This window comes from Nostoc sp. DedQUE07 (assembly GCF_034530975.2).
In the GTDB taxonomy this organism is placed as follows: domain Bacteria; phylum Cyanobacteriota; class Cyanobacteriia; order Cyanobacteriales; family Nostocaceae; genus Nostoc.
Window position 1 is genome coordinate 140,247 of the sequence record NZ_JAVRCC020000004.1, and the last position, 26,144, is coordinate 166,390.

The window sequence follows — 26,144 nt, forward strand, 5'->3', positions numbered from 1 at the left end:
TATTATAGTGACAACTCCCTACGTAAGTGCTAATTCCAATTGCGACGGACATGGAAGAAGCCTTCTAAAAACTCTTGCAAAGGAATGTTGGTATTTAACTTTTGCTTACTCCACTCTCTTGCAGTTTGTTCCAGAATTTCTGAGAAACTGGGATAGGCAGGAGATAAATTTGCTAGGTGTTTAACTTTAATTTTTTGTGATATTGCCAAGGCAATCAAATTAATTAATTCTCCAGCTTCTGCCCCCAATATCGAAGCCCCTAAAATTTCTCCATTGCGTAGCACAATTAATTTACACATACCAGTGGTTTCATCCCGAAGTTGGGCTGCTGCCACTGTTTTAAAATACTGTCGCAAAACTAAAACTTCATCTCGACGAAATTGGCGTTTTGCCTGTGCCTCTGTCAAACCCACTTGCGCCAGCATCGGCGCAGAAAATATCGCCCAAGGAATTGAGGAATAATTTACTCGTAATCTAGGGAAAAATAGTGCATTGTTCAGGGCAATTTTTGCTTCATAATTAGCGATATTGGCAAAGTCGTAACCACCAATTACATCACCACAAGCATAAATGCGGTGGTTGGTGGTTTGCAGTTTATCATTTACTACTAAGCTACGCCGATGCCATTTCACACCTACTGTTGCCAAATTTAGAAATTCAAGATTCGGCTGTTGGCCAGTCGCCACTAAAATTTCATCAGTTTCAATGGCCTTATCTCCTGCTTGAATCCACTTTTTATTTTCAATTACCCTCACCTGAGTTACTGGTTTTTCGGTGAGTACGCGCACACCTTCGACTTCTAGCTGCGCCTGAAGCAATGTAGCTATCTCAGGGTCTAGATATGGAAGAACATAAGGATGCTTGACTACCAGCGTCACACTGCAACCAAACCTTGCTAAAGTTTGAGCAATTTCAATGCTTTGGGGAATTCCACCGATAATTACCCAATTTTTGGGTAATGTCGTTCCCTGGAACGATTGCCAAATATTAGAAAGGGTTAGATAGCCAGTGGCTTGTAATCCTTCAATCTCTGGAATTTCTGGACGCGAACCACTGGCTAGCAAATAAGTACGGGCACGTAGTAGGCGATTGTTAACGGCAAATGCCAATTGAGGTGAAGATTGAAACTGACCACTGCCAACGATCGCATCGACTCCCTGCGCAGCTAGAATGGCTGGGGAATACTGTTCTTGGAGATTTGAAGCGACGCATTGAGCATACAGCATCGCTTCTTGCCATGCCATAGATATTTGGCATTCTTGTGAGGTATCAGTGTGTGTGGCATGAATACCAAAACCAGCCGCATCCTTCAACTTCTGCGCTAGTTTACCAATTTCGGTAAGAGCATGGTGATGAGTAAACCCGTAGTCTACTTTGGGTTGTACCAGGGCAACTGTAGCATGTAGTTGGGTTGCAGCAAGTGCAGCATAGTATCCAGCAAGACTGCCACCAATAATTACAACATCGTAGTCAACGGTCACGTGAATTTAGATTAGAGTTAGGAGTTAGCAGTTAGGAGTTAAGAGTTAAGAGTTAAGAATTAGGAGTTAGGAGTTAAGAGTTAGGAATTAACAGTTAAGAATTAAAACCTTTTATAAGTTATAACTCCTAACTTATAACTTATAACTCCTAACTCTCTTTTAGCGCTGTTAGTAAGCGTTGGTTATCAGACTCTTGACGTACAGCAACCCGGAAAAAGCGATCGCCTAGTTCTTTAAAACTAAGGCAATCGCGGATTAAAATCTGGTGATACTTAAGTAATTGTTGCTGTAAATGGGAAGTAGATTCTTGGGACTCAACCAGTAAAAAGTTAGCAGCACTTGCTTGGGGTTGCAATCCTGGGATTTCAGCTAAACCCTGAAACAGTTGGTTTCGTGCAGGTGGTAGCCATGCCCAGGTTTGCTGCTGAAACTCCGTATCTTGGAGTGCCGCAATTGCCGCTGCTGCCGCTAGCGTGTTTACAGGCCAAGGGTCACGCCATAGCTGCCACTTAGCTAGGCAGTCGGGGTGTGCGATCGCATATCCCAATCGCAGTCCTGGGAGACTGTAAAATTTGGTCAGCGATCGCAACACTACTAAATTCGGATATTCCTGCACCACCGGAATCAGGCTTTGTTCCTCATTGGGCGGCACAAAATCCATAAATGCTTCATCCACCACAACCAAAGCAAATTGCTCCAGGTAGGGCAAAATAGACTCCCGTGAAAATAGTTTTCCGGTTGGGTTGTGCGGATTATTCAGCAATAGTCCTTTGTCCTTCGTCCTACCCTGCGGGAAGCCGCTGGGGCGTCTATGTCCTTTGTCAATGACCAATGACAAAGGACACTCCAGCACATTAGCGTTGTACGCTGCCAAGGTTCGGTAGTAATCGCCAAAGGCTGGAGTAATCAAAATTGTTGCGGCTAATTGAGCTAATTCCCTACCGATTAGAGTGAGTAATTCTGCGGAGCCGTTACCCGGCAGAATCCACTCTGACGGCAATTGATGGAAGTGACTGAGAGCTAGTCTCAGTTCACTATAGTTTGAGTCTGGATAGTGCTTAAGATTACCAATTTGGGACTTAATAGCAGCGATCGCGCTGTTTGGAGGCCCCAACGGGCTGATGCTAGCAGAAAAATCCAGAATAGCATCAGGGGGACAGCCAGCCAGTGCTGCTGCCCAGGCTAAATTTCCCCCGTGTGCAGGTTGCCGCATTAAAAAAGGGTTCCCGAAGACAGAACCTATGCTTTTGGGGGTGCTACCTTTTCTCTAAACAGTTTTCCTGCGGAGAAGGCAGGAACCCTCGTCGCTGGAATTTCCATTTTTTCATTTGTTTTCGGGTTGCGACCTTCACGAGCTTTACGTTCCCGTGATTCAAATGAGCCAAATCCCACCAATGTCACCTTATCACCAGAGGAAACCGCTTCAATAATCGTTTCTAGAGCAGCAGTTAAGACTGCATCCGCTTGTTTCTTGGTAACACTAGCCTTTTCAGCTACGGCATCAACTAATTCACCTTTGTTCATGTCAAACTCCTGAAGGTTTACTTGAGATTTCAGTACGGATACACATTAATACATCCGTACTGAAATCTTTGTTTGCGGAAATACAAAAATCATCCTTTGGGAGTATTTTTTCTCAAAACGGCTGTACATCCCATCGGCTCGACTTTTCAATGAATCATTCTAAGGTGTAGTAGCCTGATGTGGATAGATGAAACCATTAATTTATATAGATTTCAGGATTTTTTGTAATTTTAGGGTACTTGTTTCACTAAAAACCACCCCAAAAGTAGGAAAAAATACTTAGTAAATCCCGCAATTGCAAAGAAAACAGGGGAGTAGGAGGTGGAAGATGGTCAATGTTTGTTGGCATTGATTAACGATGTTGAAGAGTTATTGCTGAGATTAACCAATTTTTATGGAAATTGAAGGCTCAGATTCCCAATTTCTCTAAAAAGTCGCAGATTTTGCTCACTTTTTATCTGATGTGGAAAATCCAATGCGAAATTTAACCCCATAGCAAGCTTCTTTAGTAGCGAAGAGGGAAAAATTAAAACTTCTCCCCTAGAAGGCTATCCATTAGTTACATGTTTCTTAACATTTATGGGGCGATGCCTACGGCGGTAAACTACGCTGCAAAAACTTTTTCTGGTGCATCCGTTACGCGTAGCTTACCGTAGGGGTACAACGAACGTAGGCACTGAACAAACCTATTCCTTAGCAGAAATTTTCTGTTGCACCCAAGCCCGAAAAGCACGGGTAGTATCAATTTCCCCATTCTTCTTAGCTTCTTGGATAAACCGAGGAATCTCCTTGACCGACACAGGTGCAAAAGTAGGGCTGGTTTCGACTTCTGAGTATTGCCCATCTGCAAGCGTGTAGACTCGCAACACACTGCCGTTATAGCGCCAAAATTCAGGGACTTCCATCGCAGCATAAAGCCTCAGCTTGTCTATTGCAGACCTAGAATATTCCACTTCCAGCACTAGGTCAGGGGGCGGGTCGATAGCTATGTCAATATTTTCTTTATCTCGAACTAGCGCTTCATTTTGGATGTAATAGCTACTATCTGGTTCGGCTCCCCGCTGCAAATCATCCCGCATTAAAGTTAATGAACCAGCGCGTCTAATTTCCCAGCCCAACTCCTCGCACAACACGCCAACAAAAACCTCTATTAAGCGATTTGAGTTCTCATGCGGCATTTGTGGGGTCATAATTTCTACGGTTCTATTGTCATAAGCCAGTCGGGAGTTACGATCCGAACCCATTTCAGCCAACATGGTTTTAAATGTCTGCCAGCTGATATTTTGAAGTAAAACCCTATTTTCTGCGGATGTTGTTATTGCCACCATAGTTCATTTCTTTGCAACAAAACTTTTTCCAGTACCGTATCCCTACGAACCTATTACCAAATTCGTTATATTATATTGAGTACAAAATCAGGTAAAACATTTTCCCCGGAAATAGTTTGAGGACATTTTAAAACTTCCTCTTGTTTGTCTTGTGAAGAGAACGCCATTTTGTTAATAACTCTTGTTCTGGACTCATTAGTATTCACCCACTAGTATTACTACTTTTATTGTGATTGAGTATTCTTATTCTAAAATGACATTTAAAATCCTATTTATGAATAAGAAGATCCCCGACTTCTTTAAGAAGTCGGGGATCTGAGTTTTTGTCAGAGATAACTTACCTGCTCCTTATCTACCAGGAACCTTCAACCCACGACGCTCAAGGATTTGCCGCACCTCTGGGCTAGGGGCGTAGTTATAGCCGTAAGAGGAGTTCTCAGAGTCATCCATAATCTGAGGTGTAAGCAACACAATCACCTCTTGACGCTGGTTTTGTCGGTTTGTACTTCTAAATAACGAACCAATCAGCGGAAGATCGCCTAAGATAGGAATTTTGGAGACAGCTGTCCGATCTTGGTCTTGAATAATACCACTTAGGATTAGTGTCTGACCATCTCGTAAGCGAATTAAGCCAGAAGTAAGAGAGCGCTCAGACACTAAAATAATTTGTCCATTTCCTGTATTTTCTGAGGCGGAAGGAGCGCTGACAGTAGGAGCAACCGATAAAGAAACGAACCCATTATCGTCAATCCGCTCAATTTTGACACTCAAGGTTAAGCCAACTTTTTGTTTCTCAATTGTTCTTTCTGTTCTAGAACCACCAGAAGTATCCGTTGTTTCCAGGGTTATATTTCCCACTACTTCTTGAGTCAGATTCACCAGAGCCTGCTGACCTTCTTGCACAATTAAGGTTGGGTCGGTCAAAATCTTGGCATTGCCATTTGTCACTTGAGCCTGCAAGCTAGCGAGAAGACTTTTAGTAAATGTTATTGGCTTTGCAACAGTGCTAAAGACATCATTCACGATCGGTGTACTAGTCAAGCTAGTTCTTACTTCATCACTAGTAGCTGGTCTTTTACCTCCAAAATTCAGAGAGGCGATACCACCATCATTGCTAAAGTAGTTGTTACCAACCCCAAAAGAAAAGCTAGTGTTGTAGTCTTGAATGTTCGAGAGGTTGACATCAATAATCTTGACGTTGACTACCACTTGACGACGGCGGATATCAAGCTGAGTTAGTTGAGCCATCGCAATCTCAATTAGTCTAGGAGGACCAATTAAGGTTAGGGAATTGGTGCGCTCGTCTCCTAATGCCTGTAAACCTCTTAGTAATGGGCTAGAGTCTTTAAAATCAGCGCGTTGAGTTTCCAGTTTGGTTTCCGTGGTCGTCTGAGTTTGAGTGATGGGAGCAGCCGTATTACCCACGGCTACTGCACTAACACTGGTAACTTGTCGTTCGCGGCTGACGGCACTTTCTGCTCCTAAGCCAACCAAAAAATTTAGTGCGGTTCCCACCGTTACCTGATTGAGTCGCACACTACGCATAACCATGTCACGCGTTGCATTAGGTAATTTAGCTCCGACAAAAACTGTACGACCACTACGGTTAGCTTCTAAACCACTCAAGCGCAAAACGTAGTTAAATACATCTTGCACTGGCTCATTTTCTATGTCTAAAGAAATAGTTTGAGAAACTGCTGGTGCATTAGCACCGCCACCTGGCTGACCTCCACCACCTTGCTCACCTCCGACGTAAGCCAGGTTCAAACCAGCAGCACGAGCAAGCAATGATAAAACCTCACGTACTGGGGCATCTCGCAGTACTAAACGAGGTACACGTTCCTGAGTTGCTAAGTCAACGGTACTAGGAGAAGCATCAGTAGCAGAAATAGCAATATCTCCCACTGGTGGGGCGACGGCTCGAGGTAAGAACGGTGGAGCCTGACTCACAGGTTGACCTGGCCCAGCAGCTTGTGCAGGTTGTCCGTCAATGGTGACTTCCGGGTTAGGAACGAGAACACCTGGATTTTGACCAGGTTGGGCTGGAGTTGTAACAGGTGGTGCTGTGGATGTTGGGGTTGTTGGGGCTGTTGGCGTTGGCACTGATGCTGTAGAGCCTGTTGAAGGGCTAAAGCTGAGTGTAATTCCATTTGGCGATCGCATCACGGGTTGACTGCCAGGTGCATTGTTGCTCCCAGTTACCGTCACCCGAATACTATTAGCATCAAGCTGACTAACCTCAACAGAGGCAATTCCTGGTGCTGGGTTATCTTGACGAAAGCTATTACCTTGTGGTAATCGTAATTGAGTGTTGATAACATCAGCGACTAAAGCCTTGCCTCTTTTTGTAGTGAAAACTTGGGCGCGCGACCCGGAAGAAGTTTTCAAAGCGACGCTAATTCCACCATTAACTGGATTTAACTGGACATCAGTAACTTGACTAATTTGTGCCCAAACTGGTTGAGCTGCCAAAAATACAAAAGCAGCAGTAGCTAAAATAAAACTATTACCGTGAAGCTGTTTCACAGTTCATTCCTCACCTTATAAAACCTTGTTTACAAACAATTTTGAGTAGGCGCTTAGAAACCACACGCCAATTGCTTATGGGGTTTCCCCATTGGCGCTAGCCTCTCTTTTTTGAAGAAGATCGCGTTGGCTTAACTAGACGAGACTTTGCCCACCTACCCTGCGGAAAGACCAAGGACGAAAGTGAGTTTCAAAATCCTCAATTATTTCCTTAGTGTGTGGGAAGAGTTTGTCTACGCTTGTGTAGCCGCGAAATTCTATTCGTCCTAGCTCTAATTTGACTACTTTTTCGGGGCAGCTTTTGCTGCTGCCGCTATTTCTTCTGGACTAAGTGGCATCAATACCTGTAACTGGAATGATGTATTAATCGCTGCTGGGCCTACCTGCATCGGCGTTTTATCTAATGGGGATCTTGTCTCTACTGGAGCCAAAGTTGCTTGATAATCTTTAACTATTAACAAAGGCTGTAACCGCTCAATGTTACGAATTATCGATTGTGTTTGTTCATAAGTTGCTGTAATCTCAGCGCTGATCGTACTGCGTTGCAGCTTGCCGTCAACCCCTAGTCCTAGACTTCCATCGGTAATCGGTTCTGGTTTTTGGGAAATCGGCACATATCTCTTCAGTTTGGCTCTGACTGCATTAATAGAAGTTGCACTATTGCCAGACTCAATTAAGCGGTTCAAATCCAACAGTAATGTATCTAAGGTTTTTTCGTTAGCAAATAAACTTAAAACCTGAACTTTTTGCTGCTTTGCCTGTGCTAGTTCGTCTTTAACTTTGTCAATCTGTTTGATATTGGCTTTTTTTTGCTCAATTTGCGCTTGCAGTTCAGAGCTTTTGGCTTGCTGTTGCTGATAGTTTTCCCAAGCTGGCATCAGCAGGTTTAAAAATATATAAGCTGCTCCCGCTAAACCAACTACCCCTACCAAGATCCCAATAATTTTTGGTGTGAAGGCAATACCAAATACTACGGGTGCGGCTGGCGTTGCCTGATCGAATTCCCCACCTTGTTCGGAAAAATTTAAATCATCACTCAGCGTCATTTTGAAATGACTCCTGTTTGTTGCATATTACGAATTCGAGTTACTAACCCCACTGTGCCTTTTTTTTCCAACTCTCGAATTAATTCCGACGCTGGAACGTCGTTCATGCTCGATTGAATAGTGTATTTAACTACTTGAGGTGGCTTAATTACGACATTATTAGAAGATTGACTCGCACTTGATGTTAAGGGAGCATCTACTAATGCTGCTGTCACAATTCTGGTTTCTGTGGACTTCAAAAACTGAGACTGTTGTAAACTCAATAAGAAATCATTGACATCATTAAAGGAACGAGCCAATCCGTTAATTTCTAATCCCCCTGCGGGATTATTTGGTGGCTGACCTGCCGCTACTGCAATGGGTGGGATTTGCTTGATATTCTCGATTTGCACTGCCGTTGGGATGCGATCGCGCAAATCTTGCAGCATTGCTGACCAAGGACGAATCTGGTCAAATACAGTTACTAAAGCTTGGGTTTCCCCTTTAATTGCCTTCGTCTCGTCTTTGATTTTATTAATATTTCCTATTTCTGTATCTAACCTCTTGCTTTCTTGATCTAGTTGTGCAATCTGACCATCTAATTCAACAATCTTCCCTTGCAGCAACCACCAACCAACTCCAAATAAAACCGGAAGACCTATACCTACTGCAACTCCTACATACAGTAATGTCAAATCCCCTGTAGGAAGTTTTAGGGCTATTCCTCGTTGTTTCTCTGGCTTTTTTTGGTATGCTGGGCGGTCTTTAAGAAAGTTAACATCTAAGCTGTACATTTTATTACACCTCCCGCATTCCTAGACCTAGTACAATCGCCAAGCCAGAGCGTTGCACCTGTGGATATTTATCAGTGTCAACTTCCAAAGATAAAGACCCAATTGGATCTATTTGGGTAGTTGGCAAACTCAATCGTTGGGTAAAAAATTCATCTAGCTGTTGAAGTCCACCTCCTGGCCCGGCTAATAAAATCTGCGCTACCTCCAAATTTTCACTTTGATTCAGGTAAAAATCGATGGAACGGCGCAGTTCATCCGTTAGTTCCCCCAAGACTCTCAATATGGCAGCCATGCCAGGATCGAGTTCGGTAACGCCAGTTTTCCCGCCATCTATGGGAGTTGCAGGAATAACCATTCCGTGTAACATTTCCATATCTCGTGATGTAGGTAAACTCATTGCCCTTGCTAAGGCAGTTTGCATTTGATAAGTCCCGATGGGGACTGTGCGCGAAAATTGCGGCACTCCGTTAACGATGATGGCGATTTCTGTACTGTCGAACTCGATATCAACTAGTACTGCTGCTTCTTGCGGCCCAAATTGTCGCAGTTGTTCGCGAATAGTCCGAATTAGAGCAAAACTGTTAATTTCTAAAACATCAATTTGTAATCCTGCCTGCTCGAAGGTACTTATATAGGTATCCGTGATCTCCTTGCGGGTGGCAACTAGGAGTACATGTACTTTTTCAATGCCATCTTCATCTACAAAATACCCAAGTTTCTGATAATCTACATCAGCCTCTTCACGAGGATAGGGTAAATACAAACCTGCTTCATGGTTCAGCACCATTTCTCGCAATTCTTTATCGTCTAACTCTGCTGGCACTGGTATAATCCGAACGATAGAATCTCGTCCTGGGACACCAGTAGCAACGCGAGAAGTTTTGATTTTGCTCTCAGCTAGCGCCTGCTGAATTAATTGCGCCATTGCTGGAGGGTCGTTAATTTGACCATCGGTAACTATCCCTTCTGGAACTGCTACCGATGTATAGATTTCTAGTTTCAAGCCTTGACCCTGCTTGCGTAGCTGAACTACATTCACTCGTTCGGGAGCAAGCTCAATGCCTACTCCTTTTTTCGATTTGCCAAACAGACTATTGAAGCTTTTTACCACAGTTGTGCCCGCTGGACTGCTAAATTGAAAATTTAAATTTGTTGCAGTAAAGGCGTTATATATTACGTCTTTACGGGTAATTTATTTAGCCTATAATCTCAACAATTCTGTCTAAGCTTTTCACACCGATCAAGCGTAAAAATACTGGGAAAATGATTCAATTGCGAAAATTTAAACAACTTGTTGCTTTTGTACTGCTTGGCTTAATAACCAGTTGGGTTATAAGTTGCAGCACAGGTAATGTTAATACAAGTACAAAACAAGCTACTTCAGGAGCGGGAACTGTTGAGTTTTGGACAATGCAACTCCAACCTCAATTTACCGACTACTTCAAAAGCCTAATTGCGAATTTTGAATCGCAAAATCCAGGTATAAAGATTAACTGGGTCGATGTACCTTGGGCAGCAATGGAGAACAAAATATTAACAGCTGTCTCCGCAAAAACGCCACCTGATGTAGTTAACTTGAATCCGGGTTTTGCTTCTCAGCTTGCCGGACGAAATGCTTGGTTAGATTTGGATGCGAAAGTCCCGAATGATGTACGTTCCTCCTATCTGCCGAATATCTGGAAAGCAAGCACACTTAATGGCAAGAGTTTTGGGATTCCCTGGTATCTCACCACACGGTTAACCATTTATAACACTGATTTATTAAAACAGGCAGGTATCAATAAAGTCCCCGTAACCTACGCAGAATTAGCACAAGCAGCGCAACAAATTAAAGACAAAACGGGAAAATATGCCTTTTTTGTAACTTTCGTACCGCAAGATTCTGGTGAAGTGCTGGAATCTTTCGTGCAAATGGGAGTCACCTTAATAGATGCTGAGGGTAAAGCGGCGTTTAATTCAGCGCCAGGGAAAGCCGCGTTTCAGTATTGGGTAGACTTGTATAAAAAAGGTTTGCTTCCTAAAGAGGCTTTAACTCAAGGACATCGCCACGCGATCGATTTATACCAATCTGGAGAGACTGCGTTTCTAGCTTCTGGGCCAGAGTTCCTGAAAACGATCGCTAATAATGCCCCCAAAATTGCTCAAGCTTCGGAAATAGCACCTCAACTCACTGGTGACACAGGTAAGAAGAACGTCGCGGTGATGAACATAGTTATTCCTCGCGATAGTAAACAACCAGATGGCGCTGTGAAGTTTGCTTTATTTGTCACCAATGACGAAAATCAGTTAGCCTTTGCTAAAGCTGCAAATGTTCTGCCTTCTACAATCAAAGCATTGTCTGATAGTTACTTTAAAGATGTTTCAGCTAATGCTTCAACAATAGAAAAAGCACGAGTAATGAGTGCTCAAGAACTGCCAAAGGCAGAAATATTGACCCCGACATTGAAGGATTTTAATAAACTGCAAAAGGCAGTTTACGAAAACTTGCAAGCAGCAATGTTAGGGCAGAAAACTGTAGATAAAGCTGTAGAAGATGCGGCGCAGGAGTGGAATCAGAGGTAAATTCGTAATTCGTAATTCGTAATTCGTAATTCGTAATTATGATTTATGAAATATATTGGTGGTTGCTAAAAAGTCGCCGATTAAATAAAGGGAACCACACAAAACGATTAAATCGTCTGTGGTAGCGGTTGAGGTTGCAGCTGCTAGTGCTGTGAATAAATCTGGATGGATTCGGCGATCGCTTAATTCGGGACAGAGGCTGTAAGCTAGATTTGATAAGTAGTCTAGATCCGCAGAAGTTCTACCAGGCCAGGGTTCTACTGGTATTGGCACTAAATAAAGGCGATCGCCTGGTCGCAGTAATGCGGTAAAAATATCAGCATGATCCTTATCGGCAAACATTCCCACAATCCAATTGACGGGCTTATGGTTAACTGAGTCTAAGCTATCAACATATTGGCGAAGAACTTGAGCGGCGGCGGTATTATGAGCGCCATCAAGTAATAATTTATGGTTGTTCCAAGTAATCCATTGCATCCGCCCTGGCCATTTAGTTTTGGCCATGCCGTTAATTATGGCTTCTTCTGAAATCTGCCAACTCTGTTGTTGGAGAATTTCTAAAGCAGCTATTGCCAAAGCTGAATTAGTTAACTGAATTTGTCCCGCTAACGGCAAAGGGTATTTAATTAAGTTTGAATTTTGAATAGTTTGATATTCTGCCCATCCTGTAGCGATTTCACGGGCGGGTTGAGGTGTAAAAATTGGACATTGTAATTTTAAGGCGCGCGATCGCACCACTTGGTCTGCCTCTGGTGGTAATGGCCCAACCACAACGGGACATCCAGGTTTGAGAATACCTGCTTTTTCTCCAGCAATGTCAGCGACAGTAGGGCCAAGTTGTTGCCAGTGTTCCCGGCTAATGGAAGTAATGAGTGTAACCAAAGGTTCCAAGCAGACATTGGTTGCATCTAAGCGCCCTCCCAGTCCGACTTCTACCACAGCTACATCAACTTGCTGCCGAGCAAAATATAACCAAGCAGCCGCCGTAATTACTTCAAACTGAGTTGCCGATTCGTCCTGATGACGAATAACCGCTTGGACTTTTTCTAATAATTGACTCAATTCCTCAGAGGAAATTTGCTGCTCGTTCAGACAAATACGTTCCGTCCAATCAACTAGATGGGGTGAAGTGTAGCGTCCTGTACGATAACCAGCCTCTGTGAGTACTGAGGAAATATAGGCACAGACAGAACCTTTGCCATTAGTGCCAGCAACATGAATTACCGGGACTTGGTGATGGGGATTGCCGAGATTTGCCAATAGGTTGACAATGCGATCGAGTCCCAAATGAACACCAAAGCGTTGCAGGGGTTGTATTACAGAATCGATATCCAAGGAATGGGAGTAGGGAGTGGAGACAAGGGGACAAGGGGACAAGGGGACAAGATGAATAATCAATGCTCAATACTTCGGCTTCGCGGTAGTTGAGCGCAGTCGAAACTCAGTACAAGTACCCCGTGCCCCATGCCCCATTAATGAATTTAAGCTTCTCTATCGAAAAAGCCTTGAAATTGTCTTAAAGCCGCAGCGCCAATATTAAACACTGCCCAACTAGCAGCAATGACTACTGGTGCTAAAACGATCGCTATACGAAAATCGATATCCATATCTAAGAACCCCTCTTTTAAGTAGAAATTAAAGTTTTGTCAACAGCTCTCATTTTTATTTTTAGCTGAAGTGGGCAATTTTTCCAAATCCAAATGTAAAGAATGTTTAAATTATGGGGTATTGAGCATTGGGCATTGGGCATTGGGCATTGGTTATTAATTCTTCTCCCCCTGCCTCCCCTGCCTCCCCTGCCTCCCCTGCTCCCCTGCCCCCCTGCCTCCCTACTCCCTACTCTCTAAGCCTTGCTAAAACCAATATCAGTACCCTTACCAGCATGAACTAAAGCTAACTTTTGGTAACGTTTAGCGTGTTCAATCAGTTCTGCGGCTTCAACATCTGTTACTTGCCGTAATACTTTACCTGGAATACCGACAACTAATGACAAAGGCGGTACATTTTTAGTTACTACTGCGCCAGCACCAATAATGCTACCAGCGCCCACTCGTACCCCATCTAAAATCACTGCGCCAATGCCAATCAAACTTCCACGCTCAATGTAAGCAGAATGTACTACAGCGCGATGCCCTACGGTAACATGATCTTCTAAAATTGTTGGAAAACCAGCGTCACCATGTAGAATTGCACCATCTTGAATATTGGTACATTCGCCAATTTCAATTCGTTCTACATCTCCCCTCACCACTGCTCCATACCAAATGCTCACTCCTGTTGCTATATTTACCGAACCCATAACAACAGCATTGTTCGCAATGAAGGCAGCTTGAGAAAAATCAGGAGATGTCCAGTAAGAAGCGGTAGACACGATAGAATATGAATATGGTACCCAGGAACACTGGAGAAACACCAACCTTTGAGGCTGGTTGCACAACCAGGATATCACAGCGTCAAGCCTCTACGCTGAGGAAAACACTAGTGAACAATGTTCCTGCCGCAACACCGTGTCTATGCAGCAGCGAGCAAGTAACCCAAAGTGGTTGAGCCGAAGTGTATAATCCAACCCACTAGTGCTGGTGAAGACAAAACTATGTTTGTACGCACTTCATGATGAATCCAGGTTTGCAGTACCCGATGTTTGGGCCGGAAATACAGTGTCCCCATTGTCGCCAGACTATTCCGGCGTTGACACTCACAGATACCTATCTGTGTCCGCGTCATGGCGCGTTTGAAGCTAATCCTAAAAATGGAGAGTTAATCCATTTGCAATCGGGGCGTCATTGGCGGAGATGGAATAATGAATGGTATAGACAACATACTCATCCTGATGGTATTCGCTTTGAAATTCACGAAGCATTAGACAAGCTCTATACCCAAGGTTTTCGAGCAACACGAGTGATTATTGCTCGACGCTATCAGGAATTAATGAGTGGCTACTTAGAACGCAGCACGCCTTGGCGTTCTGGACAACCAGAAGCTACTGCGGCACGTTTGTACGGTTTACCCGTGGAGTTTAGCCCTGATACCTCAGATGATGCCTGTTGGGAAGTGATTAATTTTGACTTGGAAAAAGAGCCTGGTGTCCCTGTACGCTACCCTTATTTCAGGTTGTTTGAGTAATGGTCATTTGTCATTAGTCATTTGTCATTAGTGAATAACAAAGGACAAATGACTAAGGACTAAGGACTAAGGATTAATATGCACCACGCTTCTATTCGGACTGCGAATATTCATCGAGCGATCGCTTTCTACGAACTTCTAGGGTTTACAATCTCAGAACGCTTTACCACAGGCTACACCCTAGCTTGCTGGATGGAAGGATTGGGCGGCAGCAGAATTGAACTGATCCAAATTCCCGAACCAAAGCCAGCCCCAGACGCGTTTGCTGACGAACATTATGTAGGGTATTATCATCTCTCGTTCGATTTAACAGAGATTACACCAGATTTACCTAGCTGGTTGACAAATTTGCAAGAATGTGTATTATTGGCGGCTGAGAGTCAAACCGAAGGATTAGAACCGTTGAAGGTGCTTTTAGAACCGACACAACAGCAAATAGGCGATCGCATTTACGAAGTGGCTTTCATCGCCGATACTGATGGCTTACCTCTGGAATTCATTCGGATTTTAGCAAAACTCTCGTAATTCAGCTTTTTTATTAGCTTTGTTGCTAATATATTTTTTTTCTGTATTGTTACTGAAGTCACAGATTTTTTCGTCAGATTAGAGTGTAGTCATTCTTAAAAATAACTATGTAACTTAATTTACAGATAAATCTGCTAAATACATGTATGGATTTTCCAAATTTTATTCTAAATTTTATAAATATCCCTTGCCGATATTACTTTTAAGTTTATGGCTAGTAGCTGTTTTTTTGTTGAGCGATCGACCTGCTCATAGCCAACATCCAGTTATATTTACTAACAAAGAAAAATATCAGTCAACCTTGCTAGCAAAAAGAATAATGCCCTCAACACTGACAGAAAATGTCCGCAAGACAGTACTAGAGAATGGTCTAACTGTCCTGACAAAGGAAGTGCATACTGCGCCAGTGGTGACGGTGCAAGTGTGGTACAAGGTTGGCTCGCGTAACGAAGAACCAGGCGTGAATGGCATTGCCCACCAGCTAGAACACATGATGTTTAAAGGTACAAAAAACCGTCCAATTCAATTTGGACGTTTGTTTAGTGCTTTAGGTAGTGATTCTAATGCTTTCACCAGCTACGATCAAACTGCATATTACGGTACTGTGGAACGAAACAAGCTGAAAGCGCTCTTGGTGCTGGAAGCAGACAGAATGCGAAATTCCCAGATTGAGCCGGAGCAATTAGCCAGTGAAAAGCGGGTAGTAATTTCCGAGTTACAGGGTTACGAAAATAGTCCAGAATATCGCCTCAACCGCGCCGTTATGCAAGCGGTGTTTCCCAATCATGCTTATGGGTTGCCTGTAGGTGGCACCAAAGCTGATGTCGAGAAATTTGAAGTTGAGCAGGTAGAAAAATATTACCGCAATTTTTACAGTCCCGATAATGCCGTCTTAGTGATTGTTGGAGATTTTCAAACTGCAAATGCTCTCGAAACAATTAAAGAAGTGTTTGGTAAATTACCAAAAAAAGTTAGGAGTGAGGAGCTAGGAGTTAGGAGTGAGGAGTTAGAAGTTAGCAGTAAAAATACTTTTACCCCATCTACCTCACTCAGCACTCCCATCGTATTGCGAGAACCAGGAGCAGGGCGGCTGTTACAAGCTGTGTATCCGTTACCGGATGCAAATCAACCGGATGTGCCGGCGCTGGATGTGATGGATTACATCTTGACAGAGGGACGGAATTCTAGACTTTATCAGGCATTGGTGGAATCAGGTTTAGCTAGTGAACTTACAGCATCCGTTACCAGTTTGCAAGAATCTGGCTGGTATGAGTTGTTGGTAACGGCTGGAGCTAAACAAGATTTGAAAAAAATTGACTCAATGTTGAGTAGTGCGATCGCTAATGTAGCAGAAAAAGGTGTGACATCTGAGGAAGTAGAACGAGCCAAAACTCAATTAGCAGCAGATGTAATTTTGAGTAACCGTGATATCACCTCTCAAGCAATCCGATTGGGGACTGATGAGACAACTGTTGGTGATTATCGCTACACAGACCGCTATTTGGCAGCTGTTCGTCTGGTGAAGCCGACGGATGTCGTTGCTGTGATTAACAAATACCTGACAAAAGAAGCGCGGACAGTTGGCTTTTTTGAACCAACTCAGAAGCGGATAACAGAAGTTGCTGACAAAGCAGACTCAGCCCAAACTACAGAAAACTTCTCTCCTGGCGTACCCGTGCTTTTTTCTGAGGTGATAAAGTACTTACCGCCTGTGGATTTGGCTACAGATGCGATTGCCCAAGTCTTACCCCAGGAATTTAAATTGACTAATGGATTGCGGTTATTACTGTTACCAGATCGGAGTACTCCCACCGTTACCTTGAGCGGTTATATTCAAGCTGGGACGGAATTCGATCCAGAGAATAAAGCTGGATTGGCTGCTTTTGTGGCAGATAATTTGCTAAATGGTACTAAGAGCAAAGATGTTTTAACTATTGCTAAAGTCTTAGGAGAACGAGGCGCAAGTCTAGACTTTCAAACCTACCGCGAAGGCGTGCATATCGAAGGTGATAGTTTAGCAGATGATTTGCCAATACTCCTAGAGATATTAGCAGATGTTGTGAAAAATAGTACCTTTCCCAGCAAAGAGTTAGAACTGCATCGCCAACAAACTTTAACTGATTTGCAACAGGAATTAGATGAGCCATCAGAAGTAGCCAGAAGAGTATTTGTTCAGTCAATTTATCCGAAAAAACACCCCTTACATACCTTCCCGACAGAGGAGAGTTTACAGCAGATTCAGCGCCAGGATGTGATTGATTTCAAAGCTAAACATTATCGTCCAGATACAACAGTACTAGCGCTGGTGGGAGATTTCGATCTAGACAAAGTGCGATCGCTGATTAAAAATAAGTTGGGAGACTGGGAAGTTAGCGGCCAAGCACCCACATTAAAATATCCCCCGGTGGCAATGCCGCAGAAAATTGTCAGTGTCAACCCAGTTTTACCAGATAAAGCCCAAGCTGTAACTTATATGGGTTACACAGGCATTAACCGTTACGATCCTCGGTTTCATGCAGCCTTAGTATTAAACCAGATATTGGGAGGTGATACCTTATCTAGTAGACTAGGTGCAGAAGTGCGCGATCGCCAAGGTTTGAGCTATGGAATTTATAGCTCCTTCCAAGCTCTTAAGAATGTAGGGACATTTTTGATTGAGATGCAGACTAGTCCTGAAGATAGCAGTAAAGCGATCGCTAGTACCCGTCAAATACTACAACAAATCCATCAACAAGGTGTCACGGCACTGGAAGTTGAAACAGCTAAACACACCCTTATCAGCAACTACAACGTTTCCCTAGCAAAGCCAGAGGAATTAACAGATAGAATTCTGATGAATGAGGTGTATGGACTAGATAAAGTAGAATTACACTCCTTCACTGATAAAATCCAGAAAGTTACTCTTGCCCAAGTTAACCAAGCGGCTCGTGAGTTACTCCACCCAGATCAAATCGTAGTCGTTACTGCTGGGCCATCTGTGTTAGCAGAGAAAAGTATTAGGTAGAAATAGGCACTGAGCATGGATAATATAAAGAATAGGTAAAGTGGTTTTCCCCGTTCCCTATTAATTGTTATTGCTCATCAGCATTGCCTTTTGAGAATTAGTGATGAAAATTTATAACTATTTTTACGAAATTGTAATTAAATCCCTTACTTTCACAATTCATACTTGGGTACAAATATTACGGTGTAACTACGTGATATTAACGTTACTTCTAGCTCTAAATTTCATCGCTGCTACTCCAGCAATGGCGGCGAATAAGTCTTTTGATTTGCTCAAGCAACCAGCCAAAGAATTTACAGTTAGCTTGGGTAATGCGGCTAACGACCTCAAATTTGAGCCAAATCATTTGGAATTTGAGGTTGGTAAACGTTATCAACTACGGCTTAATAATCCCAGCCAACTGAAGCACTATTTTACCGCTAAAGATTTTGCCGATGGCATCTGGACACAAAAAGTTGAAGCAGGCAAAGTAGAAATCAAAGGAGCCATTCACGAACTGGAACTCAAACCCAGTGCTGAAGCCGAATGGGTATTTGTGCCCTTGAAATCTGGTACTTATGGCTTACGTTGTACAATACCAGGACATACAGAAGCGGGTATGATTGGAGAAATTGCCATCAAAAATTAAAAATAATTGAGATAAATACAACATTTCATGAAATTCTCTGCGTACCTTTGCGCTTAACTTTGCGCCCCTTTGCGTTTAAATTTGAAACCTCAATTCACCACAATTTTAGACTAAACTGTACTAACTCCCATAGTGTTAAATTATAGATATTATTTCTCAATTAATCTAGAGAAAGCATTCATACTTCAGCGTCACAGCCACCAGTAATTATTAATTTCCCATGAACATTTTCAGTAACTTACTTTCTCAAGCGACTCAGCCTGCACCTGCGAAAAAACAGCGCCGAGGAATTGAAATTAAATCGCCGCGTGAAATAGAAATCATGCGGCAATCATCGGCAATTGTCGCAACGGTCCTCAAAGAAATTTCCGAGCTAGTAAAGCCAGGAATGACAACAGCTGATTTGGATGCTTATGCAGAAAAACGCATCCGCGAAATGGGTGCAACACCGAGTTTTAAAGGATATCACGGTTTTCCGGGTTCTATCTGTTCCAGTATTAATAATGAAGCAGTACATGGCATTCCTAGCCCCAAAAAAGTGATTCGCGTCGGGGATGTATTAAAAGTAGATACGGGTGCTTATTACCAAGGCTTTCATGGTGATTCTTGCATTTCAATTGCTGTCGGTGAAGTGACGCAAGAAGCTGCTAAATTAATTCGCGTAGCAGAAGAAGCTTTATATAAAGGCATTGAACAAGTAAAGGCTGGTGTATACCTACTTGACTTAGCTGGAGCAATTGAAGATCATGTGAAATCTAACGGCTTTAGTATAGTTGAAGAATTTACTGGACACGGTGTCGGTCGTAACCTGCATGAAGAACCTTCAGTATTCAACTACCGTACTCGTGAGATGCCAAATGTTAAACTCCGGGCAGGGATGACGCTGGCAATTGAGCCAATTTTAAACGCGGGTTCCAGACACACACGAACATTATCTGACCGTTGGACAGCAGTCACTATGGATAATTCTTTGTCGGCTCAATTTGAGCATACAGTTTTGGTAACGGAGACTGGTTATGAGATTTTAACTGACCGTTTTAAGCTGTAATTGTTTAGTTGTAATTATCTGTTGTTGAGAGAGGTAAAGCGTCAAAAGAGGGCGATTTATCTCTTTATTTGTTTAACCCAATTTGTAAAATATTCAATAACTGCTATAGCAATCCTATCTAATTTTTCATAAATGATTTAGGACTGCTGATTAGTCCCTGCATAATTAGTTTTGTAAATAGAAAGCATCTCTTTAGCTTGCACAAAGACAGACGTACTTTCTGGAATAGCTTCTAACAAATTAATTGCTTGCCGCCATTTATTTTGTGCTTGCTGCCGACTTAGTCGTGAATGAGGTGAATTTTTAACAACTAAATTAGCTTCTGTTGCTAACTTGTGGGCTAATTCTAAGTTTCCTACAGCTTTCTTTTCAATTAGTACTCTTTGACTAATAGATTTATAGTTAATTTGATAGTAAGCTAATTTCTTTTTTGCGCGGTCATAAACTGATGTTTTAGCAGGAATGTTATCTAATAAAATTATTGCATGATACCATTTAGTTTCTGCTTCTTGCCAGACTTTTAGAGTATGCGGTGGCTTTTGAACTAGAGAAGCAGCCTCCATACCAAGTTTTTGAGCAGATTTAAAGTTAACGATCGCACTTCCTTCTTGAGTTAAACTTAGACTTTGTTCTCTAATTTTCAAACCAGCAAAAGTTAAGATTAATAAACTTGAAGCGATAATCAAAGCTGAACGTATTATTTTTGGTGTTGAAAACTTTGTTAATATTCCTACTTCCTGGCTACTAGTTGTTTCTCTACTACTTTCCTGTTCAATGTTTTTCAGGGCTTGTTCTCCCTGTTGAGTTAAAGTATTACCCCTAATAATTAAAGCAGCAATTTGTTCTTGGAAAAAATCACAATCATTGAGAATATCTGTCAATTCTTGAAATTTTCCCTCACTCGATATAATTAATTCGTGGTCATCGTCTAACCACTCTAAAGCGAAACCAGATTTACCATAAAAAGCTGAGACACCTAATAAAATATTTAATAAGCTACGACTATTTTTAATAGTATCAAAAATATAATTTAATTTTTGCTGTAACTGTAAGAGTTGTGTTTGAGAATCGCCAATTTTTTCAATTTGATGTTTTAAAATATTAGATTTAGCCAAGGCTAAGTCAATTTGTAAGCTGTTATTCAAGGTTTGAAATTCATTAGATATACTTAAATTAAAAATATCAGAATTTAGTTGATTTACTAATTGAATGTCACTAAGAATATCAGCAGCTATCGCTTGTAAAAAATAACCCCATTCAATCCAATCATCAATTTTTGATTGTAAATCAGTTAATGAAATTTTAGTTTCTGAGTTTCCAAACTTTTCTGCGATCGCTGGCTCGGCTAATCCAAAATTAGGTATAAATAAAGTAGCTGCTGCGCTCAATGGAGGAAGTGTAGCGATCGCAGAATTCTTAGTGCGCTCGAATCTCAATTCCTGAGCGATTATTTTTTTAATACTCCGTAGCTGTTCCTGAGCATTATTGATTAGGATAATTTGTTCCATAATTTGATTAGAATCACCAATAGTCAGTTTTAAATTTTGAATTAGTGTTGGCAATTTACTAACAAGTATTTCTAGGTTAGCCATAAATACCCCTTGGGGATTTGTCGAAAGTTTATGCAGAACAATTAAAATAGCTTGAGTAATACAACCACGTTTATTGCATCTGAGCATCCTAAATAAGTCAAAAATCTTAGGAGCTATAAAATTTATAGTTCCCGGAAATCCTGCTAAAGTAACAATTTCAGTTTAAAAATCCCAGAGAAAGACAAAATTACCCATTCACTAACCTATGAATGAAGTTGATTTAGCATTTACCCCAGCACTAGAGTTGGCGCAATTAATTCGTCGCCGGGAAATATCACCGCTAGAGTTGGTAGAAATATATTTAGAAAGGATTGGGCAATTAAATCCCCAATTAGGAAGTTATTTTACGGTGACGTCAGAGTTAGCGATCGCAGATGCCAAAGCCAAAACAGAATTATTAACAACTACCTCAGAACTACCGCCATTTTTTGGCGTGCCGATTTCTATTAAAGACCTCAATGCTGTAGCAGGTGTTACCTGTACTTATGGAAATCCGGCATTACTGAACAATATCCCTAACTATGATGATGGGGTTGTAACGCGGATTAAGCAAGCTGGATTTACTATTCTTGGTAAAACAGCCACTTCCGAATTAGGTTCTTTTCCCTACAGTGAACCTATGGGTTTTCCCCCAGCGAGAAATCCGTGGAATTTAGAATACACCCCTGGCGGTTCCAGTGGTGGCGCGGCGGCGGCGGTAGCGGCGGGACTGTGTGCGATCGCTCAAGGTTCTGATGGCGGTGGTTCAATTCGCGGGCCTGCGGCTTGTTGTGGTTTAGTGGGACTTAAACCATCCAGAGGCAGAGTGAGTAAAGCACCCGTAGGCGAACGCCTCGCTGGAATTGCCGTCAACGGGCCGATCGCCCGCACTGTTGCTGATGCTGCTGCCCTTTTGGATGCCATATCTGGTTACATGACAGGCGATCCTTACTGGTTGCCAGATCCCGAACCATCATTTCTCGCCGCTACTCAGACAAAACTCGGTGCTTTGCGAATTGCCTTTGACACTAGTATTTCTCCTTTGGGAGAAGCTGACGTTAACTGTCAGCAAGGTGTTCGCGAAACAGTCCAGTTGTTAGAACAACTCGGCCACCACGTTGAACAAAAATCCCCAGATTTTAGTAGTTTAGTTGAACCATTTCAAATCGTTTGGCAAGCTGGGGTAGCCGCATCGGGACTTCCTGCTGAAGCTTTGCAGCCATTAAATCGCTGGCTATTTGCACGTACAGGTTCCGTTGGAGAATACCTGCAAGCAGTTTCTCAAATGCAGATAGTAGCACGTCAAATTGTGGCGTTTTTCGATACCGTGGATGTGCTGGTATTGCCAGTTTATCTACATTCACCTATCCGCGTTGGGGAATGGGCTTCGCTCAGTCCAGAAGAAACATTCCAAAATATTATTGAGTGGGTTGCTCCTTGTCCGCCTGCGAATGCAACTGGACAACCTGCGATCGCCATTCCTGTCAGCTTTGATAATCAAGGTTTACCCATCAGTGTACAGCTAATTGGTAAACCTGCCGCTGAAGCCACAATCATCAGCCTAGCAGCACAATTAGAAGCGGCTAATCCTTGGATTCATCATCGTCCAGCCTGGGCAATATCAGGCTGATCGTGCAAGCGTCCCTGGAACAACTTTCACAAATTATCGTGTTTGCGGGTTTAAAAACGGTAGAGAAGATCGGTTTACAAGCTTACACTCAGGTACAAGGCTATCGCAAAGGAGAGATTATTCTCCATGAAGGCGATCGTTTACCAGCAAAACTCTACGCTGTTGTCAATGGATCGATTCAAGTTACTAAAACAGCAACAACGGGGAAAGAAACAATTCTTCGTGCCTTAGCTGCTGGAGAAATTTTTGCGGCTCCTGCTTTGTTGGGAAATGGAATTTCTCCGGCAACTGTCACTGCTGAATCTGATTGTGAAATCCTCACTGTAGAGCGAGATGCTTTATTAAAAGCTATTGGCGAAAATCCTGAAATCGCCTTACGAATGCTGATGGTTTTTAACAGTCGGATTCAGCAATTACATCAAACAGTCCACGGATTAGTTTCTGAAAGAGCGATTGTTCGCCTTGCGAGATTAATTCAATATTTTGCTGCTGAATCAGGAACTGAATCTACTTCACAAGGCGAGTGTTTAAAAGTTAAATTATCTTATTATCGGATGGCTCGAAGTAGCGGCATTACTTACGAAGAATGCGTGCGATTAATTAAAAGTCTCAAGTCAGTAATTGTCTATCATCGTGGTGGGACAATTACTATACTTGATACTGAGAAATTAGATGCGATCGCATCTGGAGATATAGATTAGTCGGGACGCACATCTGTGCGCCACTACACGCGGGAGACAGCAATTCAGACTGCTACAGCTGCTCTATCTTGTTCGCGTGCAGCCACAACTAAAACTAGACATAGAGCTGCGATCGCTTTTTGCCATTCTTGCCGAACTTGCGCGTCTTCGACATCTTCAAACATACCTATCAAGCGGGGAATAGAAGCTTCTAAAGCCGGACGAGGTAGTGGACGGTGCAACTCAACTAAATGAGTTAGACTTTCTTGATTATGGAGAAAACCAATTACCCATGTTGTTGTGTGATCGGGACTATCAGGAACCCGCTTGACTCCCAACTCATTTTTTAGCCAGTTGTAAAAAGGTGGTAATTCCTTAGCTAAAACTCCTCCTGCTGTGGGTAAAGTTTCCTTAAGTAAACTGGTATCTAAGCTGTTTAATTCTTGTTGCAATCCAGGTGAATTGAGAACTTCAGTTAAAGGTTGTAATAGTATTTCTTTCAATTGAGTTTCAGATAAACTTAATTTTTCAGCAAAAGTTAAAAGTAGCGATTTCATTTTTTTAAATTCCAAAATTAACTAATTTTTATCTGTGACTTTCTCAGAAAGTGTGAGCAGAAATGTTAGATTTTCTTCAGCTTTTAAGGTATGAGGTGCATTAGCAAGCATCGACATGAAAACACCAGGTTCAAGTACAATTTCTTCTCTAGTTAAAGTGAGTAAACCTCTGCCTTCAATCACAGCTATAAAACTGTTTATCTAGGCTGAAAGTTTGCCCACTGAAATAATTTTTTGGTGGCTATTCGTCCACCAGGACGGAGATATTTTTTACCCTCTGCTGCTAATACTTCGTGTCCGGTAGCTGTTTGGAAATTGAGGATAGTGTTGGTCATGTCTGTGACCCTCTGAACTTGTCTTACCCTTAATTTCTCAGCAATTTATGATATTGTCTCTGAGGTAGCTCATAGAAGCAATATTAGTTTGCTTGCCACTCATGCTCAAGGATCGCGTAAAGAAAGTTGTCGTACCATCTGCCTTTGATTAACTCTTTTTCCCGCAGATAACCTTCACGACGCATACTAATTTTTTCTAATACCTTTACAGAAGCAACATTCTCTGCAACACACCAAGACCAGATACGATGCATTCTCAATTCTTCAAAGCCGAACTTTAAAATTGCCTGTGCTGCTTCCGTTGCATAACCTTGTCCCCAATATTGAGTATTTAGTTCATAGCCGATATTTGCTTCCCGCATTTCTGGATCGTTTACACGGATACCACAATTGCCAATCAGCCGATTTTCTTCTTTGAGGACAACAGCTAACTGAAACTTAGTCCGAGGTTGCTCTTTTTGCTGATTGATAAACATCTGGATAAACTCGCAAACATCGTTCTGTGTGCGTTGTGTCCAGTAGTTATAACGCAAGTACAAAGGATCGGATTGATAGGCAAAAACCGCCTGCCAATCTGTCTCTACAAAGTCACGCATTAGCAAGCGGTGTGTTTCTAATATCATGTCTTTTTTTATAGGCAAGTTCTACCATATTTATGTTAGCCAGTGGAAGAATTGGCGTTGCTGAATTCAGGTATAAAAATGATTTTGAGCAATTTCAAAATTTTTGTAAAAACCTTACATGGCAACGTCTTTACATCCAGATTTATACATTGAATTAGCAACGCCAAATAATTAAGTTGCCCGATCGATTTTTTGCACTTCTTCGTCAGATAATTTCACGTTGATAGCACGCGTTGAGTCTTCAATGCTGGAAACCTTGCTAGCACCAGGAATAGGCAAAATAACGGCCGATTTGGAACGCAACCACGCTAGAACGATATTATACACCGACACGCCTTTTTCTTTAGCTAATTTAGCGATCGCAGAAATATCTTGCAAATCCTGATGGCGACGCCTACCACCAAAGGGACTCCAAGGTAAAAAGGTCAATCCCTGCTGTTCGCAATATTCTAATACGCCGTCATTTTCTGGCTGTCGCTGCCAAGGGCTGTATTGATTTTGCACCGAAACAATATCGACGATATCCCGCGCCCGCTTAATTTGTTCAACGGAAAAGTTAGAAACTCCTACAAACCGAATCAAACCAGCCTCTACTGCTTCTTTAACTGGCGTAAGAGATTCTTCAATGGTGTAATTAGGATCGGGAGAATGGTATTGCCAAACATCGATGGGTTTAGCACTGCCCAAAGCCTCAAAACTGGCTCGAATTGTTTGGCGCAAATGTTCTGGGTTGCCGTTGCTTGTCCAGTTGCCATTGGGACGCATCAACCCGCCCTTAGTTGCTACAATCACTTGGCTAACATCGCCTTTGTAACTACTAAGTGCTTTGTGAATTAGCTGCTCATTGTGGTGCTTATCTGACTCATCTTTGCAGTAAGAATCGGCTGTGTCAATAAATGTAATACCCAAATCCAAAGCCCGATGGATAACTTGGATTGATTCCGATTCAGGAGGACGATTAGCAATTGACATCGGCATACCACCCAAACCAATCGCACTTACAAAGATACCAATTTTTCCTAGCTGTTTGGTTTCCATGCTTTTAGCTATAGCTTTCTGCCCCAATTATCTATCAGTTAGTTATTCATCAGAAATCCTCCCTAGTACTTAGACTTGAGGATAAGTGAATGTAATTCTTCTTTCTGCTATGTGTGACATACCACATTATTTGACAGATAAA

25 protein-coding genes are annotated in these 26,144 nt (G+C 42.3%); 8 read left to right on the forward strand and 17 right to left on the reverse strand.

Annotated elements, in window-relative coordinates; translation table 11 throughout:
- Positions 1-29: 29 nt before the first annotated feature.
- The 8 genes from RMZ95_RS04850 to RMZ95_RS04885 all read right to left on the reverse strand — a co-directional run bounded on the left by RMZ95_RS04850 (position 30) and on the right by RMZ95_RS04885 (position 9,789).
- Positions 30-1,481 carry an NAD(P)/FAD-dependent oxidoreductase gene (locus RMZ95_RS04850; protein ID WP_322671754.1) on the reverse strand — a complete coding sequence of 484 codons (1,452 nt, stop codon included), beginning with the start codon at positions 1,479-1,481 and terminating at the stop codon, positions 30-32.
- 148 nt (positions 1,482-1,629) lie between these two features.
- On the reverse strand, positions 1,630-2,694 hold the full coding sequence (gene cobD / locus RMZ95_RS04855) for a threonine-phosphate decarboxylase CobD (protein WP_322686328.1): 1,065 nt from the start codon (positions 2,692-2,694) through the stop codon (positions 1,630-1,632).
- Between the two features lie 26 nt (positions 2,695-2,720).
- A complete protein-coding gene (locus tag RMZ95_RS04860; protein ID WP_010998076.1) occupies positions 2,721-3,005 on the reverse strand; it encodes an HU family DNA-binding protein in 285 nt (94 codons plus the stop codon).
- Between the two features lie 686 nt (positions 3,006-3,691).
- Entirely contained in the window at positions 3,692-4,333 is a 642-nt protein-coding gene (locus RMZ95_RS04865; RefSeq protein WP_322686327.1) for a Uma2 family endonuclease, read from the reverse strand.
- Positions 4,334-4,681: 348 nt separating this feature from the next.
- Entirely contained in the window at positions 4,682-6,859 is a 2,178-nt protein-coding gene (locus RMZ95_RS04870) for an AMIN domain-containing protein (RefSeq protein WP_322686326.1), read from the reverse strand.
- 281 nt (positions 6,860-7,140) lie between these two features.
- Positions 7,141-7,905: a pilus assembly protein PilO gene (locus RMZ95_RS04875; protein WP_322686325.1), complete on the reverse strand. Its 765-nt coding sequence runs from the start codon at positions 7,903-7,905 to the stop codon at positions 7,141-7,143.
- Positions 7,902-8,678, reverse strand: a complete 777-nt coding sequence (locus tag RMZ95_RS04880; RefSeq protein ID WP_322686324.1) for a PilN domain-containing protein — start codon at positions 8,676-8,678, stop codon at positions 7,902-7,904. Before RMZ95_RS04880 ends, RMZ95_RS04875 begins: the two co-directional genes overlap by 4 nt.
- Before the next feature lie 4 nt (positions 8,679-8,682).
- Positions 8,683-9,789, reverse strand: a complete 1,107-nt coding sequence (locus RMZ95_RS04885) for a type IV pilus biogenesis protein PilM (RefSeq protein WP_322686323.1) — start codon at positions 9,787-9,789, stop codon at positions 8,683-8,685.
- A gap of 152 nt (positions 9,790-9,941) precedes the next feature.
- Here RMZ95_RS04885 and RMZ95_RS04890 point away from each other — a divergent pair, with 152 nt between their 5' ends.
- Positions 9,942-11,240, forward strand: coding sequence for a sugar ABC transporter substrate-binding protein (locus tag RMZ95_RS04890; RefSeq protein ID WP_322686322.1), 1,299 nt, complete (start codon positions 9,942-9,944; stop codon positions 11,238-11,240).
- Between the two features lie 36 nt (positions 11,241-11,276).
- Here the strand turns inward: RMZ95_RS04890 and RMZ95_RS04895 are convergent, their stop codons facing one another.
- The 3 genes from RMZ95_RS04895 to RMZ95_RS04905 all read right to left on the reverse strand — a co-directional run bounded on the left by RMZ95_RS04895 (position 11,277) and on the right by RMZ95_RS04905 (position 13,611).
- Entirely contained in the window at positions 11,277-12,575 is a 1,299-nt protein-coding gene (locus tag RMZ95_RS04895; protein ID WP_322686379.1) for a folylpolyglutamate synthase/dihydrofolate synthase family protein, read from the reverse strand.
- A 146-nt stretch (positions 12,576-12,721) separates the two neighbouring features.
- Positions 12,722-12,847, reverse strand: coding sequence for a photosystem II protein Y (locus RMZ95_RS04900; protein WP_322671746.1), 126 nt, complete (start codon positions 12,845-12,847; stop codon positions 12,722-12,724).
- Between the two features lie 236 nt (positions 12,848-13,083).
- Complete coding sequence (locus RMZ95_RS04905; RefSeq protein ID WP_322686321.1) at positions 13,084-13,611, reverse strand: gamma carbonic anhydrase family protein; 528 nt, start codon at positions 13,609-13,611, stop codon at positions 13,084-13,086.
- A 239-nt stretch (positions 13,612-13,850) separates the two neighbouring features.
- Here RMZ95_RS04905 and RMZ95_RS04910 point away from each other — a divergent pair, with 239 nt between their 5' ends.
- The 5 genes from RMZ95_RS04910 to map all read left to right on the forward strand — a co-directional run bounded on the left by RMZ95_RS04910 (position 13,851) and on the right by map (position 19,568).
- Entirely contained in the window at positions 13,851-14,363 is a 513-nt protein-coding gene (locus RMZ95_RS04910) for a TIGR02652 family protein (RefSeq protein ID WP_292868208.1), read from the forward strand.
- A 78-nt stretch (positions 14,364-14,441) separates the two neighbouring features.
- On the forward strand, positions 14,442-14,888 hold the full coding sequence (locus RMZ95_RS04915; protein ID WP_322671744.1) for a VOC family protein: 447 nt from the start codon (positions 14,442-14,444) through the stop codon (positions 14,886-14,888).
- Positions 14,889-15,030: 142 nt separating this feature from the next.
- Positions 15,031-17,892, forward strand: a complete 2,862-nt coding sequence (locus RMZ95_RS04920) for a pitrilysin family protein (protein ID WP_322686320.1) — start codon at positions 15,031-15,033, stop codon at positions 17,890-17,892.
- Between the two features lie 103 nt (positions 17,893-17,995).
- The gene (locus RMZ95_RS04925) at positions 17,996-18,520 is read left to right on the forward strand and encodes a plastocyanin/azurin family copper-binding protein (protein WP_322686319.1); all 525 of its coding nucleotides are present in this window, start codon (positions 17,996-17,998) and stop codon (positions 18,518-18,520) included.
- A 220-nt stretch (positions 18,521-18,740) separates the two neighbouring features.
- On the forward strand, positions 18,741-19,568 hold the full coding sequence (gene map / locus RMZ95_RS04930; RefSeq protein WP_322686318.1) for a type I methionyl aminopeptidase: 828 nt from the start codon (positions 18,741-18,743) through the stop codon (positions 19,566-19,568).
- A gap of 137 nt (positions 19,569-19,705) precedes the next feature.
- Here map and RMZ95_RS04935 read toward each other — a convergent pair whose 3' ends face one another.
- Positions 19,706-21,160, reverse strand: a complete 1,455-nt coding sequence (locus RMZ95_RS04935) for a hypothetical protein (RefSeq protein ID WP_322686317.1) — start codon at positions 21,158-21,160, stop codon at positions 19,706-19,708.
- A gap of 205 nt (positions 21,161-21,365) precedes the next feature.
- Between RMZ95_RS04935 and RMZ95_RS04940 the strand changes: the two genes are divergently transcribed.
- A complete protein-coding gene (locus RMZ95_RS04940) occupies positions 21,366-22,769 on the forward strand; it encodes an amidase (protein WP_322686316.1) in 1,404 nt (467 codons plus the stop codon).
- Positions 22,770-22,771: 2 nt separating this feature from the next.
- Entirely contained in the window at positions 22,772-23,470 is a 699-nt protein-coding gene (locus RMZ95_RS04945; protein ID WP_322686315.1) for a Crp/Fnr family transcriptional regulator, read from the forward strand.
- Between the two features lie 44 nt (positions 23,471-23,514).
- On the opposite strand, the gene RMZ95_RS04950 is transcribed toward RMZ95_RS04945, so the two are convergent.
- The 5 genes from RMZ95_RS04950 to RMZ95_RS04970 form a co-directional block, all read right to left on the reverse strand.
- Complete coding sequence (locus tag RMZ95_RS04950; protein WP_322686314.1) at positions 23,515-24,006, reverse strand: hypothetical protein; 492 nt, start codon at positions 24,004-24,006, stop codon at positions 23,515-23,517.
- Positions 24,007-24,027: 21 nt separating this feature from the next.
- Positions 24,028-24,189: a hypothetical protein gene (locus RMZ95_RS04955; RefSeq protein ID WP_322686313.1), complete on the reverse strand. Its 162-nt coding sequence runs from the start codon at positions 24,187-24,189 to the stop codon at positions 24,028-24,030.
- A 14-nt stretch (positions 24,190-24,203) separates the two neighbouring features.
- Positions 24,204-24,341: a hypothetical protein gene (locus tag RMZ95_RS04960; RefSeq protein WP_322686312.1), complete on the reverse strand. Its 138-nt coding sequence runs from the start codon at positions 24,339-24,341 to the stop codon at positions 24,204-24,206.
- Positions 24,342-24,424: 83 nt separating this feature from the next.
- On the reverse strand, positions 24,425-24,964 hold the full coding sequence (locus tag RMZ95_RS04965; protein WP_322686311.1) for a GNAT family protein: 540 nt from the start codon (positions 24,962-24,964) through the stop codon (positions 24,425-24,427).
- Positions 24,965-25,135: 171 nt separating this feature from the next.
- Positions 25,136-26,002: an aldo/keto reductase gene (locus RMZ95_RS04970; RefSeq protein WP_322686310.1), complete on the reverse strand. Its 867-nt coding sequence runs from the start codon at positions 26,000-26,002 to the stop codon at positions 25,136-25,138.
- Positions 26,003-26,144 lie beyond the last annotated feature (142 nt).

What these genes read in the sequence shown, in the direction of transcription:
- cobD (WP_322686328.1), bottom strand. Translation starts at nt 2,694, where the DNA reads ATGCGGCAACCTGCACACGGGGGAAATTTAGCCTGGGCAGCAGCACTG.
- RMZ95_RS04860 (WP_010998076.1), bottom strand. Translation starts at nt 3,005, where the DNA reads ATGAACAAAGGTGAATTAGTTGATGCCGTAGCTGAAAAGGCTAGTGTT.
- RMZ95_RS04865 (WP_322686327.1), bottom strand. Translation starts at nt 4,333, where the DNA reads ATGGTGGCAATAACAACATCCGCAGAAAATAGGGTTTTACTTCAAAAT.
- RMZ95_RS04875 (WP_322686325.1), bottom strand. Translation starts at nt 7,905, where the DNA reads ATGACGCTGAGTGATGATTTAAATTTTTCCGAACAAGGTGGGGAATTC.
- RMZ95_RS04880 (WP_322686324.1), bottom strand. Translation starts at nt 8,678, where the DNA reads ATGTACAGCTTAGATGTTAACTTTCTTAAAGACCGCCCAGCATACCAA.
- RMZ95_RS04890 (WP_322686322.1), top strand. Translation starts at nt 9,942, where the DNA reads ATGATTCAATTGCGAAAATTTAAACAACTTGTTGCTTTTGTACTGCTT.
- RMZ95_RS04900 (WP_322671746.1), bottom strand. Translation starts at nt 12,847, where the DNA reads ATGGATATCGATTTTCGTATAGCGATCGTTTTAGCACCAGTAGTCATT.
- RMZ95_RS04910 (WP_292868208.1), top strand. Translation starts at nt 13,851, where the DNA reads ATGATGAATCCAGGTTTGCAGTACCCGATGTTTGGGCCGGAAATACAG.
- RMZ95_RS04915 (WP_322671744.1), top strand. Translation starts at nt 14,442, where the DNA reads ATGCACCACGCTTCTATTCGGACTGCGAATATTCATCGAGCGATCGCT.
- RMZ95_RS04920 (WP_322686320.1), top strand. Translation starts at nt 15,031, where the DNA reads ATGTATGGATTTTCCAAATTTTATTCTAAATTTTATAAATATCCCTTG.
- RMZ95_RS04925 (WP_322686319.1), top strand. Translation starts at nt 17,996, where the DNA reads ATGAAAATTTATAACTATTTTTACGAAATTGTAATTAAATCCCTTACT.
- map (WP_322686318.1), top strand. Translation starts at nt 18,741, where the DNA reads ATGAACATTTTCAGTAACTTACTTTCTCAAGCGACTCAGCCTGCACCT.
- RMZ95_RS04935 (WP_322686317.1), bottom strand. Translation starts at nt 21,160, where the DNA reads ATGGCTAACCTAGAAATACTTGTTAGTAAATTGCCAACACTAATTCAA.
- RMZ95_RS04940 (WP_322686316.1), top strand. Translation starts at nt 21,366, where the DNA reads ATGAATGAAGTTGATTTAGCATTTACCCCAGCACTAGAGTTGGCGCAA.
- RMZ95_RS04950 (WP_322686314.1), bottom strand. Translation starts at nt 24,006, where the DNA reads ATGAAATCGCTACTTTTAACTTTTGCTGAAAAATTAAGTTTATCTGAA.
- RMZ95_RS04960 (WP_322686312.1), bottom strand. Translation starts at nt 24,341, where the DNA reads ATGACCAACACTATCCTCAATTTCCAAACAGCTACCGGACACGAAGTA.
- RMZ95_RS04965 (WP_322686311.1), bottom strand. Translation starts at nt 24,964, where the DNA reads ATGATATTAGAAACACACCGCTTGCTAATGCGTGACTTTGTAGAGACA.
- RMZ95_RS04970 (WP_322686310.1), bottom strand. Translation starts at nt 26,002, where the DNA reads ATGGAAACCAAACAGCTAGGAAAAATTGGTATCTTTGTAAGTGCGATT.